A 20,338-nucleotide genomic window follows, 5' to 3' on the forward strand; every position below is an offset into this window, starting at 1 on the left:
CTTCGACGCCGATTCAGCGCGCCAGATCGAGGTAGGCGCTCGCCACCATCGCATCGATATCGCGGGGCACCGGCACGAGGCAGGATTGGGGACCGGCTTCGCCCCTGGCGATGCGTTCCAGGCAGCGGGCCTGAAGGGTGAAGCCGAGATCCATCGATTCGACGGTATTGCCGAGCGGCCGCGGGCCGGCGAGATTGGCCATGTGGCCGTCGCCGAGCACGTGGAAGGAGCGGCCGTCGCCGAGATGGAAGGTCTCGATGTGATCGGCCTCATAGCGGTCGATGCCGATGACATCGGGATGGCGGCGGAAGGCTTCGACATCGATCTCATGCGGGAAATGGCCGCCATTCATCAGGATCGCGCCGTCCTTGACGAGCGGCAGGTCGGCTGCCGTCACGATGCCGGCAAAACCGGTGACGGTGACGATGATATCGGCCGAGCGGATCGCCTGGTCGCGCAGCGGTGTGGTGAAACCATCGAGATGGGCTTCGAGCGTCGTCACCGGATCGATATCGACGACGCTGACCGTGGAAAAAGCATTGCGGAAACAGGCAGCCGTGCCCTTGCCGCAGGCGCCGTAGCCAAAGACCGTCACGCGTTTGCCGTTGGTGGAGCGGTTGGTGAAGCGTAGGTAGCTTTCGAACAGGCTCTGGCCGACGGCATGCCTGTTTTCGGCGAACTGCTTGATCGGGCTGTCGTTGATGACGAGGATCGGCATCTTCAGCCGCTCGCGCAACGGCAGCAGACGGGTGCGGCCCGAGGTGGTCTCCTCGGTGCCGCCGCGGAGATTGGCGTAGGGTTTTTCCGCCGCGATGGCGAAGAGATCGCCGCCATTGTCGAGCAGTAGGTCCGGCTTTTCCGCGATCACTGCTTCGAGGCTCTGATGATGAGCGACGGGATCGGTCGTCTGCGTGGCGAAGACCGTGATGCCTTCCGAACGCAGGAACGCGACCGTCGAAGGCTGGGTGCTGTTGAGATTGCCGGTGCAGACGAGACGCGCGCCGCCGGCACGAAGCGTCATCAGCAGCGCCACCGTCTTCGGCTCCAGATGAATGCCGGTGCCGATCGACAGGCCCTCGAAAGGACGCGTCCGCTCGAATTCGGCGGCCGACGCCTTGAGCAGCCGGCAGCTGTTGCCGATCCAGTCGATGCGGGTTGCGCTCTTTTCCATCATCTCTTTCCTATTTGCGTGTTGGTGCTGTTTAGCGGAGCAACAGGGCTGCGAATATGGAAGTAATTCTGGCCAAGGGGCAGAAAATCTGCCCTTTCGGGTTGGAAGCAGCCCCTCATCCGGCTGCCGCCACCTTCTCCCCGCACGCGGGGCGAAGGGGATATGCCGCAACCTCTCCGTCCCTCGCAGCCTCTCGCAGGGCACGTCCCCTCGCCCCGTTTTTACGGGGAGAGGGTTAGGGTGAGGGGCAGCCATTTAGCGCGAACCTCACAGCCACGCCCCTTCAAGCCGACGTCCCGCAGCGAAGCAGCCAGGCGGATAAACTTGCAAAGGCCGGCCGTTTCGCATCCGGCGTTCGGCAGCAGAGGCTATAGCCCGATGGCCGGGAGATGAAACCGTAGGGCGCGACCAGATGCCCGCGCTGAAGATCGTCCTCGATCGAAGCGCGTGGCGCAAGCGCGACGCCCAGCCCGGAACGGGCAGCAGCCAGCGCCAGGAGCAGATCCTCGAATTCTTGGGCGCGGGGAAAGACGACCGGCGCCGTGCCGCTTTCGGCAAACCATTCGTCCCAGAGCTTCGGAACGCTGCGGCTGATAAGCATCGTCAGCGTGGCCATCGATGCAGGGTCGCTCGATAGTGTCGCGGCAAGCGCCGGCGTGGCGACCGGGCCGAACTCGTCCTCCATGAACCGCAGGGCGGTGATGCCCGTGGCTGGACGGTATTCTCCGCCCATGATCACAGCGTCCAATTCCGGGTGCATCTGCAGCGGCTCGACCACCGCCATCGGCACGATATCGACCGCGATATCGCCGAGGCTTGCCTGCATGCCTGCCACGCGCGGCATCAACCACCAGACCGCGAAGGCGGAGGGCACGCCAAGGCGGATGCGGGCCGGCGCGGCGCCTTCGAGTTCCGAAGCGGCGCGCTGCAGAATGTCGAGAGCCGCACTCGAAGCCTCGGCGAAAGCACTGGCCTGCGGGGTCGGGACCAGCCTGCGGCCGTCACGCGTGAAGAGCTTGCGGCCGAAGTGATTCTCCAGCGTGTCGATCTGCTGGCGTACAGCGCCCCGCACCACGTTCAGCTCTTCGGCAGCCTTCAGAATACTGCCGTGACGGCAGACGGCCTCGAAGGCGCGGATGGCATTGAGCGGTGGAAGACGCATGAGGACGACATTCACAAAATCATAGTGGATCACTAGATCTCGCCATTGAACGAAAGGCAAGATCACGCCATATTGTACAGCTGTGCAAAGTGACGGATTCGAGACAGGGTGTGACGGATTTTCCGACCTGTTCCACCTCGATTTCCCCTATGAACGGCGATCAAATCGCGCTTCGAATCGTCATGCCTATTTTGGATTGAGTAAGCTTTCCGTGATATACGTATATGAGTGATTCCTAACGACGACTGCGAAGGTGACCCGACCATTGACTCTTTTCGCCCGACTGGCTTCCGATGTGCAACTGATGTTCCGGCGTCCGCCGCGACAGCAATATGGTGCGCTCTGCTATCGGGTAAAGAAGAAGAGCGGCGAGGTCGAGGTACTGTTGATGACCAGCCGCGACACCGGCCGCTGGGTCATTCCCAAGGGCTGGCCGATGACGCGCAAATGCGCCCATGAGGTCGCGATGCAGGAAGCCTTCGAGGAAGCCGGCGTACGCGGCATGGTCGAAACGGAGACGCTTGGCGCCTACACCTATTCGAAGGTGCTGCGTGACGGGGTGCAGGTGATCTGCAAGGTGCAGGTCTATGCACTTGAAGTCACCGACATGGCGAAGAACTTCAAGGAAAAGGGCGAGCGCCGCATCGAATGGGTCTCGTTCGACGAGGCGGCCGGGCGCGTGCGCGAACCGGAGCTCCGCCACCTTTTCCTCGCCTTCAAACAAAGGATGGCCGACAGGCTTTCGGCTAAGGCGGCAAAGCAAAGTCCGGCAATGAAACAAATTCCGGCAGAATGAATCCTGCCATCTTGCGCTGCTAGGAAAGCAGCGTAGAAGCAGATTCATCCTCAGGAAAAAGAATGCCGCCACGTCCCGCAGTCCTCACGAAACGCACGCTCGACAAGGACCTCGACAAGATCACCCATGCCGAGGACGCGGCGAAGCATGTTTTGCGGCGGCTGGTGACACCTGGTCTCGGGTTGATCTTTGTCGGTCTGGCCATGCTCTTTGCCGGTGTTTATGTGTTCGACCAGCCGGGGGCAGTGCTCGTCGTGGCGGCGGCAGCCCTTGCCGGCTACATGGCGATGAACATCGGCGCCAATGACGTGACCAACAATGTCGGCGCCGCCGTCGGCGCGCGCGCCATGACGATGGGCCAGGCACTCATCATCGCTGCGATTTTCGAAATCCTTGGCGCCACGATCGCCGGCGGCGAGGTCGTCAAGACAATTTCCGCAAACATCGTCGATGCCGTCCAGGTGCCGCCAGCCATACTCGGCTGGATCATGATGGCGGCGCTGACGGCCGCCGCCCTCTGGATCAACCTCGCAACCTGGATGAACGCGCCGGTTTCCACCACCCATGCGATCGTCGGAGCGGTGATCGGCGCCGGCATCTCAGCCGTCGGGCCGGAGCCGGTGAACTGGCGGGTGATGCTGGAGATCACCGCGAGCTGGATCACCTCGCCGCTGATCGGCGGGCTGATTGCCGCCGGGCTGCTTTATCTTGTGAAGACCCTGATCGTCTATCGCGACGACAAGGTCGCGGCCGCGCGGCACTGGGTGCCGGTGCTGGTCGCAGTGATGGCCGGCGGCTTCATGGCCTATATGGTGCTGCAGCTGTCGCCCACGGGGAAATATCAGTCTTTCACCATCATCCTTATCGGGATCGGCATCGGGCTGGTGAGCTGGTTTGCCGTCCGGCCGCTCGTTCTCGCCCAAGCGCGGGATCTCGAAAACCGCAACAGCTCGCTGCGTGTGCTGTTTAAGCTGCCATTGATCGGCTCCGCAGCACTGCTATCCTTCGCGCATGGCGCCAACGATGTTTCGAACGCGGTCGGGCCGCTTTCGGCGATCGTCCATTCGGTCGGCATCGGCGGTGACGCCATCGGGCACCCGCCGCTCTGGGTGATGCTGATCGGCGCCTTCGGCATCTCCGTCGGCCTGTTGCTCTTCGGGCCGCGCCTCATCCGCCTCGTCGGCGAGGAGATCACCAAGCTCAATCCGATGCGGGCCTATTGCGTCGCGTTGTCGACCGCCTTCACCGTCATCGTCGCCTCTTGGCTCGGCCTGCCGGTCAGCACCACGCATATCGCCGTGGGCTCCGTGTTCGGCGTCGGCTTCTTCCGCGAATGGTACACGCGCCATTCGAAGGCCCGCATCGCCTATATCCGGCGCAAGGCCGAAAGCTTCGACATCGACGAGCCGGAAGAGCCGAATATCCACGAGACCCGGCGGCGCTATCTCGTGCGCCGTTCGCATTTCATGACGATCGTCGCCGCCTGGATCGTCACCGTGCCGGTTTCGGGAGTGCTTGCGGCTATGATTTATTGGGTTATGTTCGCGCTCTTCATCTGAAACCCCGAGTTTTTTTTCGAATGCGCGCCAATTTCCGTATGCAACGGCTTTTCGTCGACGCGCCGCTTTCCCGCGGCGCCGTCATCGAGGCGAATGCCGATCAGTTCAACTATCTCGGCAATGTGCTGAGGATGGAGGAAGGTGCGGAGATCCTGCTCTTCAACGGCCGCGACGGCGAGTGGAAAGCGACCCTTACCTTCCCCACGCGCAAACGCATCCTTTTGACGGCAACCGAAGAGACGCGGCCGCAGCCGCTGCCTTGCGACCTGCACTATCTCTTTGCGCCGCTCAAGGTCGGCCGCATGGACTACCTTGTGCAGAAGGCGGTCGAAATGGGAGCCGGCCTGCTGCAGCCGGTCATGACCCAGCACGTCCAGGGCAAGATCACCAATCTCGACAAGCTGCGCGCCAATGTCGTCGAGGCGGCGGAGCAATGCGGCATCCTCGGCATCCCCGATGTGGCCGAGCCGGTGAAGCTTCTCGACCTGCTCGACCGCTGGCCGAAAGAGCGCCGCATCATCTATTGCGACGAGGGCGATGCCGGGCAGAACCCGCTGCCGGTGCTGTCGGCGATCAGGGAAAGACATCTCGCTCTGCTCGTCGGGCCGGAAGGCGGCTTTTCGGAAGAGGAACGCGCGCGGCTTCGAAGCCTTGATTTCGTCACCGCCATTCCGCTCGGACCGCGCATCCTGAGGGCCGATACGGCAGCTGTCGCGGCCCTGGCGGTGGTGCAGGCGGCGATCGGCGACTGGAACTGACCACAGAAACGGGTTGACATGGAAATCGCTGCTATTTTTTTGATGCGTCGTTGAAACAATTTCACTTGCAACATGGGTGGCTTGGGTCCAAATCACCCTTCCAATTGCCCGGCCCCCTGGGCGCCTTTTCGAATACAGGTATCCCGCATGGCCCGCGACACCACCGACCAGACACCGCTCTCTTCGGTCCAGGATCTGACCGATTATATCGCCGCGGGCAACAAGCCGCGGGAGCGCTTCCGGATCGGCACCGAACACGAGAAATTCGCCTTCTTCCGCGCCGACAACAGCCCGGTTCCCTATTTCGGCAATGCCAGTATTTCGGCCCTCTTGACCGGCCTGCAGAAAAAAAGCGGCTGGGAGCCGATCACCGACGGCGGCAACATCATCGGTCTTGCCGAGCGGCACGGCATGGGCGCGATTTCGATCGAGCCCGGCGGCCAATTCGAACTCTCCGGCGCGCCGCTGGAGACGATCCACGAGACCTGCAAGGAATCGAACCAGCATCTGGCGACGCTGCGCGAAATTGCCGAACCGATGGGCATCCGCTTCCTCGGCATCGGCGGCAGTCCGAAATGGACCTATGCGGAAACCCCGCAGATGCCGAAATCACGCTACGAGATCATGACCCGCTATATGCCGAAGGTCGGCACCCAGGGTCTCGACATGATGTACCGCACCTGCACGATCCAGGTGAATCTCGATTTCTCCTCGGAAGCCGACATGCGCAAGAAGATGCGCGTGTCGATGAAGCTGCAATCGCTGGCGACCGCGCTTTTCGCATCCTCGCCCTTTACCGAGGGCAAGCCGAACGGGCTGCTCTCCTGGCGCGGCGATATCTGGCGCGATGTCGACAACCGGCGCGCCGGCCTGCTCGATTTCACCTTCCGCGATGATTTCGGTTTCCGCGACTATGCCGAATGGGCGCTCGACGCGCCGATGTATTTCATCGTCCGCGATGGCCGCTATCACGACTGTACCCATGTCACCTTCCGCCAGTTCATGAACGGCGCATTGAAGGGCGAGGTCGCCGATCCGGCGCCGACGATGGGTGACTGGACGAACCATCTCTCGACACTTTTCCCCGACGTGCGGCTGAAGCGTTTCCTCGAAATGCGCGGCGCCGACGGCGGCCCGTGGCGCCGGATCTGTGCCTTGCCGGCCTTCTGGGTCGGCCTGCTCTACGATGATGCGGCACTCGAAGCCGCCGACGAACTGACCAAGGATTGGAGCTTTGCCGAGATCGGGGCGCTGCGCAACGCCGTTCCCGCCGAAGGCTTGAAGGCGCAATTCCGCGGCCATCCACTGTTCGACATGGCGCGCGAGGTGATCGGCATATCAAGAGCCGGCCTCAAGGCGCGCGGCAGGCTCAACCGGGAAGGCCAGGACGAGAGCATCTTCCTGGCGCCGCTCGAAGAAGTGCTCGCCAAAAAGGCGACGCTCGCCGAGGATCTGCTGTCGCTCTATCACGGCCGCTGGCACGGCTCCGTGGAACCGGTCTTCGAGGACTATCAGTACTGAGCCTGAGCCATTGGATAGTTACCTAAATCGGAACTGATTCAAAGAATATGCAGTGGGAAGCTGTGGTCACGGCGCCGTCGCGCGCTTCCTGGCTTCGCGCGATCTTGCCGTGCGGCGGGCAGGCCTCAGTTCCTCGATCGTCGGCAGCCACCACTCGGCGTCCTGAACTGATGGCATCTTCGCAGGCCAGGTGCGGACGAGTTCTTCCAATGTGGGCACCCGCCAAAATCCCCAGACGTGATCCTCGGTCACGCCGGGATAGAAGTCCGTAACGATGTTCGGGTCGACCAGTTCGCCGGTGATATCGGTAAAGACGACGATTCCGTAGGCGATGACCACAGGACGGCCTATCGGCGGCAAGTCGTCGCCCTGAAGCGGGTAGCGATGACGCTTTCGTTCCGCAGAGCGGAGCTTGCTGCGCCTGTCCTGTTCGCTCCCCTTCCGCTCCTCGGCGCGACGCCGTCTCTCCTCCGGCTCGTTTCCGCGCGCCGCCGCCTCGATATCAGGCCACCGGCGTCGGAGTTCCTCATAGGACCGGAAGGGCACGTGCCATATCCTGAGATCGCCATCCCATCGCGAGAATGGCACCTCGCGCAGTTCGTCGACGACGGTCTTCGAATAGGGCGTGCGGATTCGGAAGCCTGCCTTGCCGAGTTCGAGATATGGACTGTCGATGGGATCGAAGACGAAGGCGTCGCGTCCCTTCGCATCCGCATGGGCGTCGGTCTCGGCCTCCATCTCGGCAAGCCATCGTCCGATGCGGCGGGACGCCGTCCGCCCGGGAACGAACCAAGCCTTGCGGACATCGCTCCAGCGGGCACGGGGGAAGCGTCTTCGGAATTGCTCGACGGTCATCCTGTCATAGGGAAAGGAAATATCCGCGCCCGGCTTTGCACCGTCTTCGCCAGGCGGCGCCTCGTCGTGATCAGCGGGGGATTTCGTTTCGGCCATGGAAGGAGAACGCCGGCGCGCAGGGATCGGTTTCCGGTGAGGATATCATGCCGCCGAAGAAATCGGCTCAGCTCCGGAAATTTGCCTGCACATGCTTAAATGCCCGCTCGACGGCGGGGCGTGGTTCAGCGACGGCGGGGTCCTGCTCGGCTTCGACGACCAGCCATCCGCGATAGCCGCTGTCCCTGACGAAACGGGCCAGCGGCTTGAAATCGATGATGCCGTCGCCGGGGACGGTGAATATGCCCCGGCGCACGCCGGCATTGAAGCTCATGTCACCCGCACGCACCTTGTCGATAACAGGACCGCGAATGTCTTTCAGATGAATGTGCACGACGCGATCGCCGAACCGATCGATCAGCCTGGCATAGTCGAAGCCGCCGGCAACGGCATGGCCGGTATCGAGAAGCAGTCCCGCCGCCGAGCCTGTCTTGTCAAAGATTGCCGATATCTCGTCGAACGTTTCGGCGATCATCATCAGGTGATGGTGGTAGGCAAGCGTCAGACCATATTCCGCCGCCAGGCGTCCGGCGAAATCGGTCGGGCGCCCGACATATCCCGCCACCTCGGCCGCCGGCATGCGCAACCGCTGCGACATCGGTGCATCCAGCGGCAATCCAGGCGTCATCATCGCGACTTCGCCATAGACCATCACCTTGCAATCCATCGCTCGCAGCAGCGCGGCGTGCCCGGCAACGGCCTTCATCTCGTCGTCGACACTGCGCTCGGCCAACTCGCCGGAATGCCATCCGGATGCGAGAGCAAGTCCATGGCTGTCCAGCAGCGAGCGGAGCGCTCCTGCCTCGCGCGGGAATTTCCGCCCGAGCTCGATCCCCTCATAGCCGCTCTCGGCAGCGTCCCGGAGGCAGGTTTCCAGCGATATGTCGGCGCCGAGGTCCTCCAGAACGTCGTTGGCCCATGACAGCGGACTGACCGCCAGACGCACGCCAACGGGCAAGGCAGTGATATGTCCAGTCATCGATATTTCCTCCGAGATATGTCTTGAGAGTGCCGCTTGGTGGCCGCGAAAAGGAGCGCCCCATGTGGAAATGGCCTATGTGGATGTGCGCACGACCAGCTTGCCGGGAAGGGTTACGGTTTCCGGCTCCAGCCGGCCCTTGATCATGCCGATGACCGCCTGCACCATCTCGATCCTCGGCTGCTCATAGGTCGTCAGGCCATAGCAGGAGGCGCCGCCGAGTTCGTAATTGTCGAAGCCGACGACGGCGATGTCATCAGGTATCCCCAGTCCGAAATTGCCGCGGATCTCGTCCATCGCTCCGAGGGCGAGGATATCATTTTCGCACATGAGGACGTCGACCCTTGCGGCCGGGTCGATGTCGTTCAGATAGTGACGGACGGATCCTGCCCCAGCTTCGGCGCTGTATCTGTCGGCGGACAGAATGGTGATCTCGTCCACCCCCTTCCCCTTCCAGAAATCGATGAAATGCTGCCGGCGCCGCAGCGCCGTCGATAGCGCCGGCGCACCGGTCATGAAACCGGGACGCCGGTATCCCCTTTCATAGAGGTGGTCGACAATGTCGCGCAGCGCCAGTTCGGCGTCGCAGACGACGGCCGGCACCCCGTCGATCTGGCTGTCACGCGCCAGGACGAACATCGGCGGCATGCCCCTGCCCAATTGCCGGTCGCTCAGCGTTTCGTTGCGAAAGGCGGTGCCGAAGAGGATGACGGCGTCGACCTGACGCTGATCGGCGTTCAGCAGCGCATGGACGTGATCGAAGTGATTGTTGATATTGATCAGCACCGCGACCAGGCCTTCCGCCTGCAAACGTTCGGTCAGGGTTTCCAGGAACGGCAGCTTCTGGGGATTGGCGAAGTCGTCGACGAAGACCGCGACCTGATGCGTCAGATTGGTCGCGAGACTACGGGCGAGCAGGTTGGGCGTGTAATTGAGCACGGCCGCCGCCTCGAGAACCCTACGCTTGCTTTCCTCGGTAATCGAGGCGCCCGGCGTAAATGCCCGGATGACCGTCCACTTCGAGACGCCTGCCGCATCCGCGACCTCTTTGGCCGTCGCTCTTTTTCGCAATGATGCCTCCCCGCAAAAAATGAAACAAACATTCCATTTTATGATTCAGATGAAATGAATGCTTGATTTTAGCGCATCCGTGAATAAGATGCACCCGTTTGCACCCGGTAGCAAGCACGTTTGCACCCGGTAGCATTCGTTTTTGCCATCCTGAGGAGTGGATGGTCTAGAGGAGGAAGACATGACATCTATTTTGAAGAAGCTCGCATTCGGCGCCCTCGCCCTTGGCGTTGCGACCACGGCGGCTGTCGGAGCCAAGGCCCAGGAGCCGACGATCATCGCCGTCACCCACGGCCAGGCGTCCGATCCGTTCTGGTCGATCGTCAAGAACGGCATGATGCAGGCGGCCAAGGACAGCAACGTCAAGGTCGACTATCGCGCTCCCGAAACCTTCGACATGGTGGCGATGGCACAGCTGATCGAGGCCGCCGTCAACCAGAACCCTGCGGGCATCGTCATCTCGAACCCCGATCCCGATGCGCTCGGTTCGGCGATCGAGAAGGCCGTTGCCGCCGGCATCCCGGTCATCTCGATGAACTCCGGCATTTCGGCGGCCGAAAAGCTCGGCATCAAGCTGCATGTCGGCCAGGACGAACTGCCGGCAGGCGTCAAGGTCGGCGCCAAGCTCAAATCTCTCGGCCTGAAGCACGTCCTCTGCGTCAACCAGGAAGTTGGCAACGCAGCGCTGGATCAGCGTTGCGCCGGCACCGAGAAGGGCTTTGAAGGCGGCAAGGTCACCGTTTTACCGACCACGGCCGATCCGGCCGAAATTGAAGCGAAGATCCAGGCGGCTCTGACCTCCGATCCGTCCATCGATGTCGTTCTCGGCCTGTCGGCTCCGCTCGTCGGCGAGCGTGCGGTCGCCGTCGTCGAGAAGATGGGCAATGGCGACAAGGTCAAGGTCGCATCCTACGATCTGTCCGCCGGCTTCCTGCAGGCTGTCGCCGACGGCAAGGCGTTGTTCGCGGTGGACCAGCAGCCATACCTCCAGGGCTATCTCCCCGTGACCTTCCTGGCGCTCAACGCCCGCTACGGCACGATCCCGGCAGGCAACGTCGCCTCCGGCCCGAGCTTCGTCGAGAAGGATGCGGCCGCATCGGTCATCGAGAAATCCTCCCAGGGCATCCGCTGAGGCGGAGCCGCGGCAGCTTCCGCCTGGGCGGAGGCTGCCTCCAACGCCGCGCCTCCACGCGTGAAGGCGCACGCACGGCAACGACCAATCCTTGAGGAATGAACCATGACGCTCGCCAATGAACAGAATGGGGCTGCCACCCGATCCGATGAGCGGCTGAAAAAGGTTTCGGGTTTGACCGCGCTGCTGCGGCGGCCGGAACTCGGCGCCGTCGCCGGTCTGGTGCTCGTCACCATCTTCTTTTTCTTCACCGCCAATCCCGCCATGTTCACGCTGGCCGGCGTGATCAATTTCATGGCGCCGGCCGCGCAGCTCGGCATTCTGGCGATCGGCGCGGCATTGTTGATGATCGGCGGCGAATTCGATCTGTCGATCGGCTCGATGGTGGCCTTTGCCGGATTGGTCTTCGGCACCGCCCTCGTCGTTCTGCACCTGCCGCTCAGCGTGGCAATCCTCGTTGCGCTGGCCTTCGCAGCCGTGATCGGCGTGACCAACGCCCAGATCACCATGCGTACCGGCCTTCCCTCCTTCATCGTCACGCTTGCCTTCCTGTTCATCCTGCGCGGCCTGACGCTCGTCGGCCTGAAATGGGCAAGCGGCGGCGCCACGCAGCTGCGTGGCATGAAGGAAGCCGCAGCCGGCAGCCCGCTCGCGCCATTCTTCTCGGGCGACGCCTTCATCGGGTTGTTCTCATGGCTCGCCAGGCACGGCATCATCGAGACCTTCCCGAACGGCACGCCGAAAGTGCCGGGAATTCCGGTCGAGATCCTGTGGTTCTTCGGCATCGCCATTCTTGCTACCTGGGTCCTGCTCAGAACCCGCTTCGGAAACTGGATCTTCGCAGCCGGCGGCGATCCGCGCGCTGCCAGAAAATCGGGCGTCCCGGTTGCCCGCGTCAAGACCACGCTTTTCGTAATCACTGCCCTCTGCGCCACGCTGGTCGCCATCCTGACCGTGCTTGACGCAGGCTCGACGGATGCGCGCCGCGGCTTCCAGAAGGAATTCGAAGCCATCATCGCCGCCGTCATCGGCGGATGCCTGCTGACAGGCGGCTACGGCTCGGCCATCGGCGCATTCTTCGGTTCGATCGTCTTCGGCATGGTGCTGATCGGCCTGACCTACACCTCGATCGACCAGGATTGGTACCTCGTCTTCCTCGGCGGCATGCTGCTGATCGCGGTGATCTTCAACAATGTCATTCGCAAACGCGTCACGGGAGAACGCTGATGAGCATGTCTCAGACGCCCCTCGTCGAGGTGAAGAACCTCGTCAAACACTTCGGCTCCATCATCGCGCTGAACGGCGTGTCGCTCACCGTCAATGCCAACGAAGTGCTTTGCCTTCTCGGCGATAACGGCGCCGGCAAGTCGACGCTGATCAATACGCTCGCCGGCGTCTTCAAGCCGACATCGGGAGAATTCCTGGTCGAAGGGCAGCCGCGCGCCTTTGCCGGTCCGCGCGACGCGCTCGATGCCGGTATCGCCACCGTGTATCAGGATCTCGCGATGATCCCGCTGATGTCGGTGACCCGGAACTTTTTCATGGGACGCGAACCGCTCAAAGGCTTCGGCCCCTTCAAGCGCATGGACATGGAACACGCAAACAACGTGACGCGCGACGAGATGCACAGGATCGGCATCGATGTGCGCGATCCCGAGCAGGCCGTCGGCACGCTTTCCGGCGGAGAGCGCCAATGCGTGGCGATCGCGCGCGCGGTCTATTTCGGCGCCAAGGTGTTGATCCTCGACGAACCGACATCGGCACTCGGCGTGGCGCAAACATCGATGGTACTGAAATACATCAACCAGGTCCGCGGCAAGGGCCTCGGCGTGATCTTCATCACCCACAATGTTCGCCACGCCTATGCTGTCGGCAACCGCTTCACCGCGCTCAACCGCGGCCGCACGCTCGGCACCTATTCGAAGAGCGAGATCGGCATCGAGGACCTTCAAAACCTGATGGCCGGCGGCAAGGAGCTGCAGACCCTATCGGAAGAACTCGGCGGAACGATCTGACCGACCTTCACCCCGAACTACGATGCGGCGCTCGCGCCGCTCTCTCCACCTCAGACCCTTGATATGGAAACCCTGCCATGAGTGCTGCCAAGACTTCCCCCTTCTCGCTTGCCGCCTGCGCCGAAATGCTCTGGCGCGACAAGCCGATCGAATGGCGCGCCGCGCGCCTGAAGGAAATGGGCTTCGGCGTCGGTCTCTGGAACTGGCCGGAGCACGACCTCGCCAAACTGGAAGCAACAGGCGCGACCTTCACGATCATGAACGGCTATCTCACCGGCCGCCTGACCGACGACGAGGGCGCCGCCGAACTTTTAAGGACGGCGCGCCAAACCGCTGAGATCGGCAAGCGGCTCGGTGTGCAGCGGCTGAACCTGCACGGCACCGGCCTCGGAGATGGGGGCCTACCCGTCCAGCCGGTCGAAGTGGTCACCGGCGCGATGTGGCTGAAAGCGCGCGACACGCTCCTCCGCATCGTCGACATGGCCGAAGAGGAAAACGTCACCTTCACGCTCGAAAACCTCAATCTACCGGTCGATCATCCGGGCGTGCCCTTCGGACGCGCGGAAGACACGCTGGCGCTGGTCTCGAGCGTCGATCACCCCCGGCTTCGCCTCAATCTCGACCTCTACCATGCCCAGATCGGCGAAGGGAACCTGATCGAGCTTTGCCGCAAATGCCTGCCCTGGATCGGCGAAATCCAGGTGGCCGACGTGCCGGGCCGCTGCGAGCCGGGGACCGGCGAAATCAACTGGCGCGGCATCGCCCGCGCGCTGAACGCCATGGGCTATTCCGGCCCGGTCGGCATGGAAGCCTGGTCGGCCGGCGATCCCGAAGCCGCGCTTGAAGCCTTCCGCACCGTCTTCACCCTCTGATCCATCTCGATACGCACAGGATTGCTGCCATGCCAGCCAACAAACCCGTCAATCTCGGCCTCATCGGCGCCGGCCGCATCGGTTCCTTTCATGGGGAGACCGTGTCCCGCCGCCTCGTCAACGCCAATCTCGTCGCCATCGCCGATCCTGCACCGGGCGCTGCCGCCAGGCTCGGCGAGACGCTCGACGTCGAGACCGCTTATACCGGCGTCGCGGAGCTTCTTTCCCATCCCGGGCTCGATGCCGTGATCATCGCCACACCGGCCCGCTTCCACACCAATATCCTCGTCCAGGCCGCCGAAGCCGGCAAGGCGATATTCTGCGAAAAGCCGATGGCGCTGACGCTGGAGGATGCCGATCGCGCCATTGCAGCGGCACGCGCGGCCAACGTTCCCCTTCAGGTCGGTTTCAACCGGCGTTGGGATCAGGCCTTTGCCGAAGGCCGTGCCGCGATCGACGAGGGAAAGATCGGCGCGCCGCAGCTGATCCGCTCGCTGACGCGCGATCCCGGCCCGTTCGGCGCCGATCCCGATCGCATTCCGCTCTGGACGATTTTCTACGAAACCCTCATTCACGACTTCGACACGCTGCTTTGGCTCAATCCCGGAGCAAAGCCCGTCGAGGTCCATGCAATGGCCGACGCCCTCATCCGGCCGGACGCCCGGGAGAAAGGCTTCCTCGATACGGCTGTAGTGACCATCCGGTTCGACAATGGCTCGATCGCGGTCGCCGAGGCAAACTTCTCCGCCCTCTACGGCTACGACATTCGCGGCGAAGTCTTCGGCTCCGGCGGGATGGTCACGATGGGCGACGTGCGCCGCTCCAGCATGACGCTCTTCGACGGCAATGGCGTCTCGAACGACACATGGCGCCGCGACACCGAGCACTTCGTTCACGGCTACACGGCCCAACTCGCCTCTTTCGTCCGCTCCGTTCGTAATCGTGAACTAACCAAAGGGCCGACGGGTACGGATGCTCGCAATGCCCTCGCAATCGCGCTTGCCTGCATCGCATCGGTTTCGAAAAAGCAGGCAATCCCGCTGAACTGAAGGCCAACCGCGGTGGGCCCGGAGCCGGCGCACCGCATCTCGAAGGAACCACGGTCATGAATTCTGAGGAAAATCTCAAGCGGCCGAACGATCTGACCGAACTCAAGGCCATGATCGTCAAGACAGGCCTGACGCTGCCCGAACAGCAGGAACGCGCTGCCCGCATGGCGCTCACAAATCCGGAACTGATCGCGTTCGGGACCGTCGCTTCAGTCGCGCTCAAGTGCTCCGTCTCCCCCTCCACCGTCGTTCGCGTTGCCACCGCTCTCGGATTTGCGAGCTTTCGCGACTTCAAGACATTTTTCCGGCAGCATCTGAAAACATCCCGCCTTGCCGAGCAGAGCATAAACACTGCCCGACACGCGCCTCCCATCCCGAACCGATGATGTCCTGAAGCGAGAGGGCCGGCGGCGGTGTTCCACTGATCTGCCGCTGAGGCTCGACCGCATGCTCCAGCAAAAAATTCCTCCCTAAGTTCTTATGGCAAAAAGCCGTTTGCGCATTAGCATTTCAGGTTATAGTGACGTGACACGCGTCACGACTCGGGGAAAGGGACTTCCATGCTGCCACTCTTCGACATGATGATGCAGGCGCAAAACGGCGCGGCGATGGAAGCGATCGCCCGGCAGTTCAACCTTGCGCAGGAACAGGCGACGAAGGCGATGGCGGCGCTGATGCCGGCCTTTTCCGCCGGCCTGAAACGCAGCACCAGCAATCCTTATGATTTCGTCGGGCTGATGCAGGCGGTCTCCTCCGGCAACTATGCGCGATATTTCGAAGATATGAGCCGGGCCTTCACGCCGGAAGGCATTTCCGACGGCAACAACATCCTCGCCCAGCTCTTCGGCTCGAAGGAGGTTTCGCGCGCGGTCGCCGCTCAGGCGGCGCAGATGACCGGGATCGGCCAGGACATTTACAAGCGGATGCTGCCGGTGCTCGCCGATACGCTGATGGGCGGGCTCTTCAAGCAGACGACCGGCCAGATGGCCTCGCCGGTCAACCCCTTCGTCAACACGGCGATGGGCGAGACCATGCAGAAATGGCTTGAGAGTACCGGCTTCGCGCCGAAGCCGGCCCCCGAGCCCAGCATCTTCGACAATCCCTTCACGCAGGCGATGCAGCAGATGTTTTCGGTGCCGAAGCCCGCGCCAACGCAGACGCCGAACCCCTTCCTCGACAATCCCTTCGCCAAGGCCTTCCAGGAGATGATGGGCGGGCTCGGCCAGCAGCCAGCGGCCCAGGCCCAAGCTAATACCAAGACGTCGGAGGCGCCCAAGGAGGAGGCGAAGGTCAATGCCGACAGCTATACCGAGATGCTGAACGCCATGTTCGACAGCGGACTGGAAGTGCAGAAGAGCTACCAGAAGAACCTGGAAGCGATCTTCGAAACCTATCGGCCAAAGCCCTCCGCCGAGACGAACGAATAAGCGCATCAGAGCGCCGTACGTCCTTTCGGAAGCACAAAGGACGCCTAACTCTTTCAATCCTCGCATAAAAAAACCCGGAGATGGCTTGGGAAAGCCGATCACCGGGTCAAGCGGCAGGGCTATTGGCTATCACCCTGCGGGGAAACTCGACGCTCCTACTCTTCGTGGGAGCGGAAGAACGACAGGCGCCAGCGATTGCGGGCTGAGCGCGTCAGATGTTCCGACGGGTCCTCGAAGAAGGTCGACGCCAGGAACGCGGAGGTCAGGTCGGCCCGGGTAAGGCCGATATCCCTCAGCTGCGTGTCGTTCAGATCGTGCAGCGCGTTGATCTCCATGCGATTGCGGAGCCCGCGAAAGAGGGAGGTCAACGGTGCGAGGCCTGCTGCCAGACGCTGGGAAAACGTCGGGGTGAGCTTGCCGCAGTCGAGTTCTATTGTTCTGTCTGTCATCCGCATGGGACTCTCCTTTCTTTCGATTTTCTTTTAGGCGCACAACAACCCACCCCTCACGCGATGTCGTGCGAGAAGGAGCAAGGCTGTATTGGGCTCGGACAGGCAGGGCGTCTGTCCTTCACTTTGCTTGATTTGCATCCCGAAGATGCCAAAGACCTATTGATCAGTCCAACGAATGTTTCTAATGATTATCATCAGCTATCTTTATGGGTGACAACATGTCCGCGCCTCTTGATCTCGACCAATTGCAGACTTTCATCGCCATCGTCGATTCCGGCAGCTTCACCAAGGCCGCCGACAGGGTCTACAAGACCCAATCGGCCGTCTCCATGCAGATGCGCCGCCTCGAGGAGCGCATCGGCAAGCAGCTGTTCATCAAGGATGGGCGCGGCAACCGGCTGACGGTCGAGGGCGAAAAGCTGCTCAACTATGCCCGGCGCATCATCCGCCTGAACAATGAGGCGATCGCGGCCTTCGACGACAACAGGCTGGAGGGGACGCTGCGGATCGGCACGCCGGACGATTATGCCGACCGCTATATGCCGGAAATCATCGGCCGCTTCGCCAAGACGCATCCGAATGTCGAGCTCTATATCGTCTGCGAGCCCTCGGTGGATCTTGCCGAACGCATGCATAAGGGCGAGCTCGACATCGCTCTCGTCACCCACAATCCGCGCGAGCGCATGTCCGATGTGGTGAGAACCGAGCCGCTCTGCTGGGTGGGCTCGGCCAACCATCCGATCCGCGACGACGCGCCGGTACCGCTTGCCGTCGGCCGGCGCGACTGCCAGTGGCGCCAGCTCGCCTGCTCGGCGCTCGATGCTGTGGGACGCGAACACCAAATCCTGTTCACCAGCTGGTCCTGCACCGTCGTTGCCGCCGCCGTGCTTGCCGGGATGGCGGTTTCGGTGATGCCGGAATCGGCGCTGCGGACGGGCATGAAAGTGCTGAGCCAGGCGGACGGCTTTCCGACGCTGCCGCCGGTGCAGATCGGCATCATGAAGCGTCCGGGCGTTTCGCTCTCGCTGATGAATGCGATCACGGCGCATATCACCGCCTGCCTCGACAATATCACGCCCGCTGACGTCGACGACAGCCTCGAAGCGGATGTCAAATCCGCCCAGGCGCGCCTTTATCCGCGGCTGAAGGCCGCCAATATGGTACCAAGCTGGTAAGAGCTCAGGCGGCGCGCGGCACGGTGGCGGCGAAAAGCGAGGCGCGGATGACGCGCTTCCATTCGTCGAGCATGCGCCGCGCCAAGGCCTCCTCGCTGACGGCGGCAAGCCGGATGACGGCGCCGATCAGGTGGCTGAATAGGTAAGTGCGCGCGTACATTTCTTCGTCGCAAAGGTCGGGAGCCAGCTGACGCACGGCGTCATGGAAGATGCCGGCGACGCGGCCGCTATGCTCGATATTCAGCCGCAGCAGATCCTGATCGGTTTCCGTTCCCATCCAGACGCCGAGATAGACGGGATCGTTGTGATAGGAATCGTAATACCAGTCGATGGTGGCGCAGACGCGGTCCAGCGCCTGGTCGAGCGACCTGACATCAGCCAACATCGCCGCCGTCTTCGCCTGGATAGCCGAGGCGTGCTGGTCGAACAGGGCTTTGACGATCGCCGCCTTCTCCGGGAAATACTGGTAGACCGAACCGATCGGCACCTTGGCGGCGATTGCGAGTTCCGTCATCCGCATGGCGCTGACGCCCTTTTCAGCGATGATCTTGGCGGCGGCGGCGAGAATGAGGTCCAGCCTCTGGATGCTGCGCTCCTGCTTCGGCTTCCTGCGCAAGCCGATCCGATCCATGCTTTCCGCGCCCATGTCGTTCCCATTCTTATTGTTCACGGCGGAAGGCATGTGCCGAACCACCGCGTCGGGCGGGTATGACATGCAAGCCTTCACCTGCCGTAAATGGAAACATTCAGATTTTAACGGTCGTCAAAAGCCTGTGAAATCAAGGTCTCACAACATATCGCGGCAATTGATGGAGCATCGAAAAGACCTCGACAGGTTGTGCCACGCTCCCGCAGAGAAGAGACAGTCATCGCGTTGTCGAGGATATAGAGCACGCCGTCCGATTGGCTGCGATCGACGCAGGTTCAGCCCATTGCCATCCAAACGGCGAGCCAGATCCACATGGCAGCGAGTACGACATAGCCTGCCGCAAAAAGCGGGCTGCGATAGCGCAATTCGTTGCTGCTGACGTGGACAGCGGCGTGAGCATAACGCAGGGCGACGAAGATCCAGGCAAGCCCGAGTGTGACGATATTGTCGGCGTCCGTGATATAAAGAAGAATGCAGCAGACATGGAAGAGCACAGGCAGTTCGAACTGGTTGGCGAGGCAGTTCTTGACGGCAAGGCTTTCGGCCGGTTCGCCGCGGTTTTCCCGATATTCCGATTTGTTGATCTTTCCGGCGCGGACCATTTTCGCGCGCCGAAGCCCAAGAAGCGCATAAAGACCGTAAACCAGGGCCACATGGGCGAAGAGTGGCCAGAAGATTTGATAGCCGGTCATATGGCTGTTTCCTTTCCGCTTTCGCATTCCTTGCGAGCAGTAGCCGAAAGGAGAAAAGGATACCAGCGTCGGCAGCCCGCCATCAGAATAGCGGGCCGCCCGGTATCATCAGACCTGGGCGCTGCCGCCATCGACGAAGAGTTCGGCACCGGTGACGAAGCTGGAATCATCCGAGGCAAGGAAGAGTGCGGCTGCGGCAACTTCCTCGGCACGGCCGACCCTGCCCATTGGCACCTGGGCCGCAAGATAATCAAGCAGGCCCTGCTGTTGAGCTCGGTCCTTACCTGCCAATTCGACCAGCCCAGTCGTTTCCGTCGGACCGGGACTGAGCGTATTGATCCGAATGCCGCGATCCTTCAAGTCAAGGATCCAGTTGCGCGCAAAGCTGCGCAAAGCAGCTTTCGATGCGGCATACACACTGAAGGCGGGCGTGCCGGTCGAGCCTGCTGTCGATCCCGCCAATATGATCGATGATCCTCGGGCAAGCAGTGGCAGGGCCTTCTGCACCGTAAAGAGAACCCCCCTCACGTTCCGATCGAAAGTATCGTCATACTGCTCTTCGGTAATTTCGCCGAGGGGCAGCATGGACCCTCCACCCGCGTTGACGAAGAGCACGTCAATTCGCCCGGCCTCTGCCTTTACCCGTTCATAGAGTTGATCGAGGTCGGCAAGATTGGCCGAATCAGCCTGAATGCCGACAACCCCTCCGCCGATCTCAGCGATGGCTGCATCGAGAACAGCCTTGCGACGGCCGGTAATGAAAACCCGAGCGCCCTCAGCCACGAAGCGCTTGGCTGTTGCAAGACCAATGCCTGAGGTGGCGCCGGTGATGACCGCAATCTTTGCATCCAGTCTTTGTGTCATTCTCGTCTCCTTTGTTCGACTGGAGCTGAGATATGGACGGCGG

The 20,338-nt window shown here is 62.0% G+C and carries 21 protein-coding genes; 12 read left to right on the forward strand and 9 right to left on the reverse strand.

All coding sequences use genetic code 11. The annotated features are described in order from the left end of the window. Positions 1-13 precede the first annotated feature (13 nt). Together OIU37_RS15020 and OIU37_RS15025 are read right to left on the reverse strand one after the other, a co-directional pair. A complete protein-coding gene (locus tag OIU37_RS15020) occupies positions 14-1,174 on the reverse strand; it encodes an adenosylhomocysteinase (RefSeq protein WP_264257980.1) in 1,161 nt (386 codons plus the stop codon). A 280-nt stretch (positions 1,175-1,454) separates the two neighbouring features. After that, the gene (locus OIU37_RS15025; protein ID WP_171601509.1) at positions 1,455-2,366 is read right to left on the reverse strand and encodes a LysR substrate-binding domain-containing protein; all 912 of its coding nucleotides are present in this window, start codon (positions 2,364-2,366) and stop codon (positions 1,455-1,457) included. Positions 2,367-2,598: 232 nt separating this feature from the next. Here OIU37_RS15025 and OIU37_RS15030 point away from each other — a divergent pair, with 232 nt between their 5' ends. The 4 genes from OIU37_RS15030 to OIU37_RS15045 all read left to right on the forward strand — a co-directional run bounded on the left by OIU37_RS15030 (position 2,599) and on the right by OIU37_RS15045 (position 6,967). Continuing rightward, positions 2,599-3,129, forward strand: a complete 531-nt coding sequence (locus OIU37_RS15030) for an NUDIX hydrolase (protein ID WP_171601510.1) — start codon at positions 2,599-2,601, stop codon at positions 3,127-3,129. A 62-nt stretch (positions 3,130-3,191) separates the two neighbouring features. Beyond that, the gene (locus tag OIU37_RS15035; RefSeq protein WP_264257981.1) at positions 3,192-4,688 is read left to right on the forward strand and encodes an inorganic phosphate transporter; all 1,497 of its coding nucleotides are present in this window, start codon (positions 3,192-3,194) and stop codon (positions 4,686-4,688) included. Positions 4,689-4,708: 20 nt separating this feature from the next. Beyond that, positions 4,709-5,446, forward strand: coding sequence for a 16S rRNA (uracil(1498)-N(3))-methyltransferase (locus OIU37_RS15040; RefSeq protein ID WP_171601512.1), 738 nt, complete (start codon positions 4,709-4,711; stop codon positions 5,444-5,446). Positions 5,447-5,593: 147 nt separating this feature from the next. Further along, complete coding sequence (locus OIU37_RS15045) at positions 5,594-6,967, forward strand: glutamate--cysteine ligase (RefSeq protein WP_264257982.1); 1,374 nt, start codon at positions 5,594-5,596, stop codon at positions 6,965-6,967. A 66-nt stretch (positions 6,968-7,033) separates the two neighbouring features. On the opposite strand, the gene OIU37_RS15050 is transcribed toward OIU37_RS15045, so the two are convergent. The 3 genes from OIU37_RS15050 to OIU37_RS15060 all read right to left on the reverse strand — a co-directional run bounded on the left by OIU37_RS15050 (position 7,034) and on the right by OIU37_RS15060 (position 9,968). Beyond that, positions 7,034-7,918, reverse strand: a complete 885-nt coding sequence (locus tag OIU37_RS15050) for a hypothetical protein (protein ID WP_264257983.1) — start codon at positions 7,916-7,918, stop codon at positions 7,034-7,036. A 67-nt stretch (positions 7,919-7,985) separates the two neighbouring features. After that, positions 7,986-8,897, reverse strand: coding sequence for a myo-inosose-2 dehydratase (gene iolE, locus OIU37_RS15055; protein WP_264257984.1), 912 nt, complete (start codon positions 8,895-8,897; stop codon positions 7,986-7,988). Positions 8,898-8,972: 75 nt separating this feature from the next. Then, on the reverse strand, positions 8,973-9,968 hold the full coding sequence (locus tag OIU37_RS15060; protein WP_264257985.1) for a LacI family DNA-binding transcriptional regulator: 996 nt from the start codon (positions 9,966-9,968) through the stop codon (positions 8,973-8,975). A 181-nt stretch (positions 9,969-10,149) separates the two neighbouring features. Between OIU37_RS15060 and OIU37_RS15065 the strand changes: the two genes are divergently transcribed. The 7 genes from OIU37_RS15065 to OIU37_RS15095 all read left to right on the forward strand — a co-directional run bounded on the left by OIU37_RS15065 (position 10,150) and on the right by OIU37_RS15095 (position 16,463). Continuing rightward, positions 10,150-11,100 carry a sugar ABC transporter substrate-binding protein gene (locus OIU37_RS15065; RefSeq protein WP_097620997.1) on the forward strand — a complete coding sequence of 317 codons (951 nt, stop codon included), beginning with the start codon at positions 10,150-10,152 and terminating at the stop codon, positions 11,098-11,100. A 105-nt stretch (positions 11,101-11,205) separates the two neighbouring features. After that, the gene (locus OIU37_RS15070; RefSeq protein WP_264257986.1) at positions 11,206-12,327 is read left to right on the forward strand and encodes an ABC transporter permease; all 1,122 of its coding nucleotides are present in this window, start codon (positions 11,206-11,208) and stop codon (positions 12,325-12,327) included. After that, complete coding sequence (locus tag OIU37_RS15075; RefSeq protein WP_029872562.1) at positions 12,327-13,115, forward strand: ATP-binding cassette domain-containing protein; 789 nt, start codon at positions 12,327-12,329, stop codon at positions 13,113-13,115. The genes OIU37_RS15070 and OIU37_RS15075 overlap by 1 nt, the downstream gene beginning before the upstream one ends. Before the next feature lie 77 nt (positions 13,116-13,192). Continuing rightward, positions 13,193-13,987 (forward strand): TIM barrel protein, encoded by a 795-nt coding sequence (locus tag OIU37_RS15080; protein WP_264257987.1) that lies wholly within the window; start codon positions 13,193-13,195, stop codon positions 13,985-13,987. A gap of 29 nt (positions 13,988-14,016) precedes the next feature. After that, positions 14,017-15,036: a Gfo/Idh/MocA family oxidoreductase gene (locus OIU37_RS15085; protein WP_097621000.1), complete on the forward strand. Its 1,020-nt coding sequence runs from the start codon at positions 14,017-14,019 to the stop codon at positions 15,034-15,036. A gap of 56 nt (positions 15,037-15,092) precedes the next feature. Further along, entirely contained in the window at positions 15,093-15,422 is a 330-nt protein-coding gene (locus OIU37_RS15090; protein WP_129418033.1) for a MurR/RpiR family transcriptional regulator, read from the forward strand. A 174-nt stretch (positions 15,423-15,596) separates the two neighbouring features. Further along, complete coding sequence (locus OIU37_RS15095; RefSeq protein WP_171601521.1) at positions 15,597-16,463, forward strand: DUF937 domain-containing protein; 867 nt, start codon at positions 15,597-15,599, stop codon at positions 16,461-16,463. 155 nt (positions 16,464-16,618) lie between these two features. Here the strand turns inward: OIU37_RS15095 and OIU37_RS15100 are convergent, their stop codons facing one another. Continuing rightward, positions 16,619-16,918: a DUF1127 domain-containing protein gene (locus tag OIU37_RS15100; RefSeq protein WP_180693713.1), complete on the reverse strand. Its 300-nt coding sequence runs from the start codon at positions 16,916-16,918 to the stop codon at positions 16,619-16,621. A gap of 215 nt (positions 16,919-17,133) precedes the next feature. On the opposite strand from OIU37_RS15100, the gene OIU37_RS15105 reads away from it, so the two are divergent. After that, a complete protein-coding gene (locus OIU37_RS15105) occupies positions 17,134-18,090 on the forward strand; it encodes a LysR substrate-binding domain-containing protein (RefSeq protein WP_206679624.1) in 957 nt (318 codons plus the stop codon). A 4-nt stretch (positions 18,091-18,094) separates the two neighbouring features. Here OIU37_RS15105 and OIU37_RS15110 read toward each other — a convergent pair whose 3' ends face one another. From OIU37_RS15110 to OIU37_RS15120, 3 genes are all read right to left on the reverse strand, one after another. Further along, on the reverse strand, positions 18,095-18,736 hold the full coding sequence (locus OIU37_RS15110; RefSeq protein WP_244956110.1) for a TetR family transcriptional regulator: 642 nt from the start codon (positions 18,734-18,736) through the stop codon (positions 18,095-18,097). Between the two features lie 278 nt (positions 18,737-19,014). Further along, entirely contained in the window at positions 19,015-19,431 is a 417-nt protein-coding gene (locus tag OIU37_RS15115; RefSeq protein WP_168311473.1) for an MAPEG family protein, read from the reverse strand. 108 nt (positions 19,432-19,539) lie between these two features. Continuing rightward, positions 19,540-20,295 carry an SDR family oxidoreductase gene (locus OIU37_RS15120; protein ID WP_264257988.1) on the reverse strand — a complete coding sequence of 252 codons (756 nt, stop codon included), beginning with the start codon at positions 20,293-20,295 and terminating at the stop codon, positions 19,540-19,542. Positions 20,296-20,338 lie beyond the last annotated feature (43 nt).

The organism is Rhizobium sp. BT-226, assembly GCF_025847085.2.
Lineage (GTDB): Bacteria > Pseudomonadota > Alphaproteobacteria > Rhizobiales > Rhizobiaceae > Rhizobium > Rhizobium sophorae.

Coding starts and splice junctions, on each gene's coding strand:
- OIU37_RS15020 (WP_264257980.1), bottom strand. CDS start 1,174: ATGATGGAAAAGAGCGCAACCCGCATCGACTGGATCGGCAACAGCTGC.
- OIU37_RS15035 (WP_264257981.1), top strand. CDS start 3,192: ATGCCGCCACGTCCCGCAGTCCTCACGAAACGCACGCTCGACAAGGAC.
- OIU37_RS15040 (WP_171601512.1), top strand. CDS start 4,709: ATGCGCGCCAATTTCCGTATGCAACGGCTTTTCGTCGACGCGCCGCTT.
- OIU37_RS15045 (WP_264257982.1), top strand. CDS start 5,594: ATGGCCCGCGACACCACCGACCAGACACCGCTCTCTTCGGTCCAGGAT.
- OIU37_RS15050 (WP_264257983.1), bottom strand. CDS start 7,918: ATGGCCGAAACGAAATCCCCCGCTGATCACGACGAGGCGCCGCCTGGC.
- iolE (WP_264257984.1), bottom strand. CDS start 8,897: ATGACTGGACATATCACTGCCTTGCCCGTTGGCGTGCGTCTGGCGGTC.
- OIU37_RS15065 (WP_097620997.1), top strand. CDS start 10,150: ATGACATCTATTTTGAAGAAGCTCGCATTCGGCGCCCTCGCCCTTGGC.
- OIU37_RS15070 (WP_264257986.1), top strand. CDS start 11,206: ATGACGCTCGCCAATGAACAGAATGGGGCTGCCACCCGATCCGATGAG.
- OIU37_RS15075 (WP_029872562.1), top strand. CDS start 12,327: ATGAGCATGTCTCAGACGCCCCTCGTCGAGGTGAAGAACCTCGTCAAA.
- OIU37_RS15080 (WP_264257987.1), top strand. CDS start 13,193: ATGAGTGCTGCCAAGACTTCCCCCTTCTCGCTTGCCGCCTGCGCCGAA.
- OIU37_RS15085 (WP_097621000.1), top strand. CDS start 14,017: ATGCCAGCCAACAAACCCGTCAATCTCGGCCTCATCGGCGCCGGCCGC.
- OIU37_RS15090 (WP_129418033.1), top strand. CDS start 15,093: ATGAATTCTGAGGAAAATCTCAAGCGGCCGAACGATCTGACCGAACTC.
- OIU37_RS15095 (WP_171601521.1), top strand. CDS start 15,597: ATGCTGCCACTCTTCGACATGATGATGCAGGCGCAAAACGGCGCGGCG.
- OIU37_RS15100 (WP_180693713.1), bottom strand. CDS start 16,918: ATGCGGATGACAGACAGAACAATAGAACTCGACTGCGGCAAGCTCACC.
- OIU37_RS15105 (WP_206679624.1), top strand. CDS start 17,134: ATGTCCGCGCCTCTTGATCTCGACCAATTGCAGACTTTCATCGCCATC.
- OIU37_RS15110 (WP_244956110.1), bottom strand. CDS start 18,736: ATGGGCGCGGAAAGCATGGATCGGATCGGCTTGCGCAGGAAGCCGAAG.
- OIU37_RS15115 (WP_168311473.1), bottom strand. CDS start 19,431: ATGACCGGCTATCAAATCTTCTGGCCACTCTTCGCCCATGTGGCCCTG.
- OIU37_RS15120 (WP_264257988.1), bottom strand. CDS start 20,295: ATGACACAAAGACTGGATGCAAAGATTGCGGTCATCACCGGCGCCACC.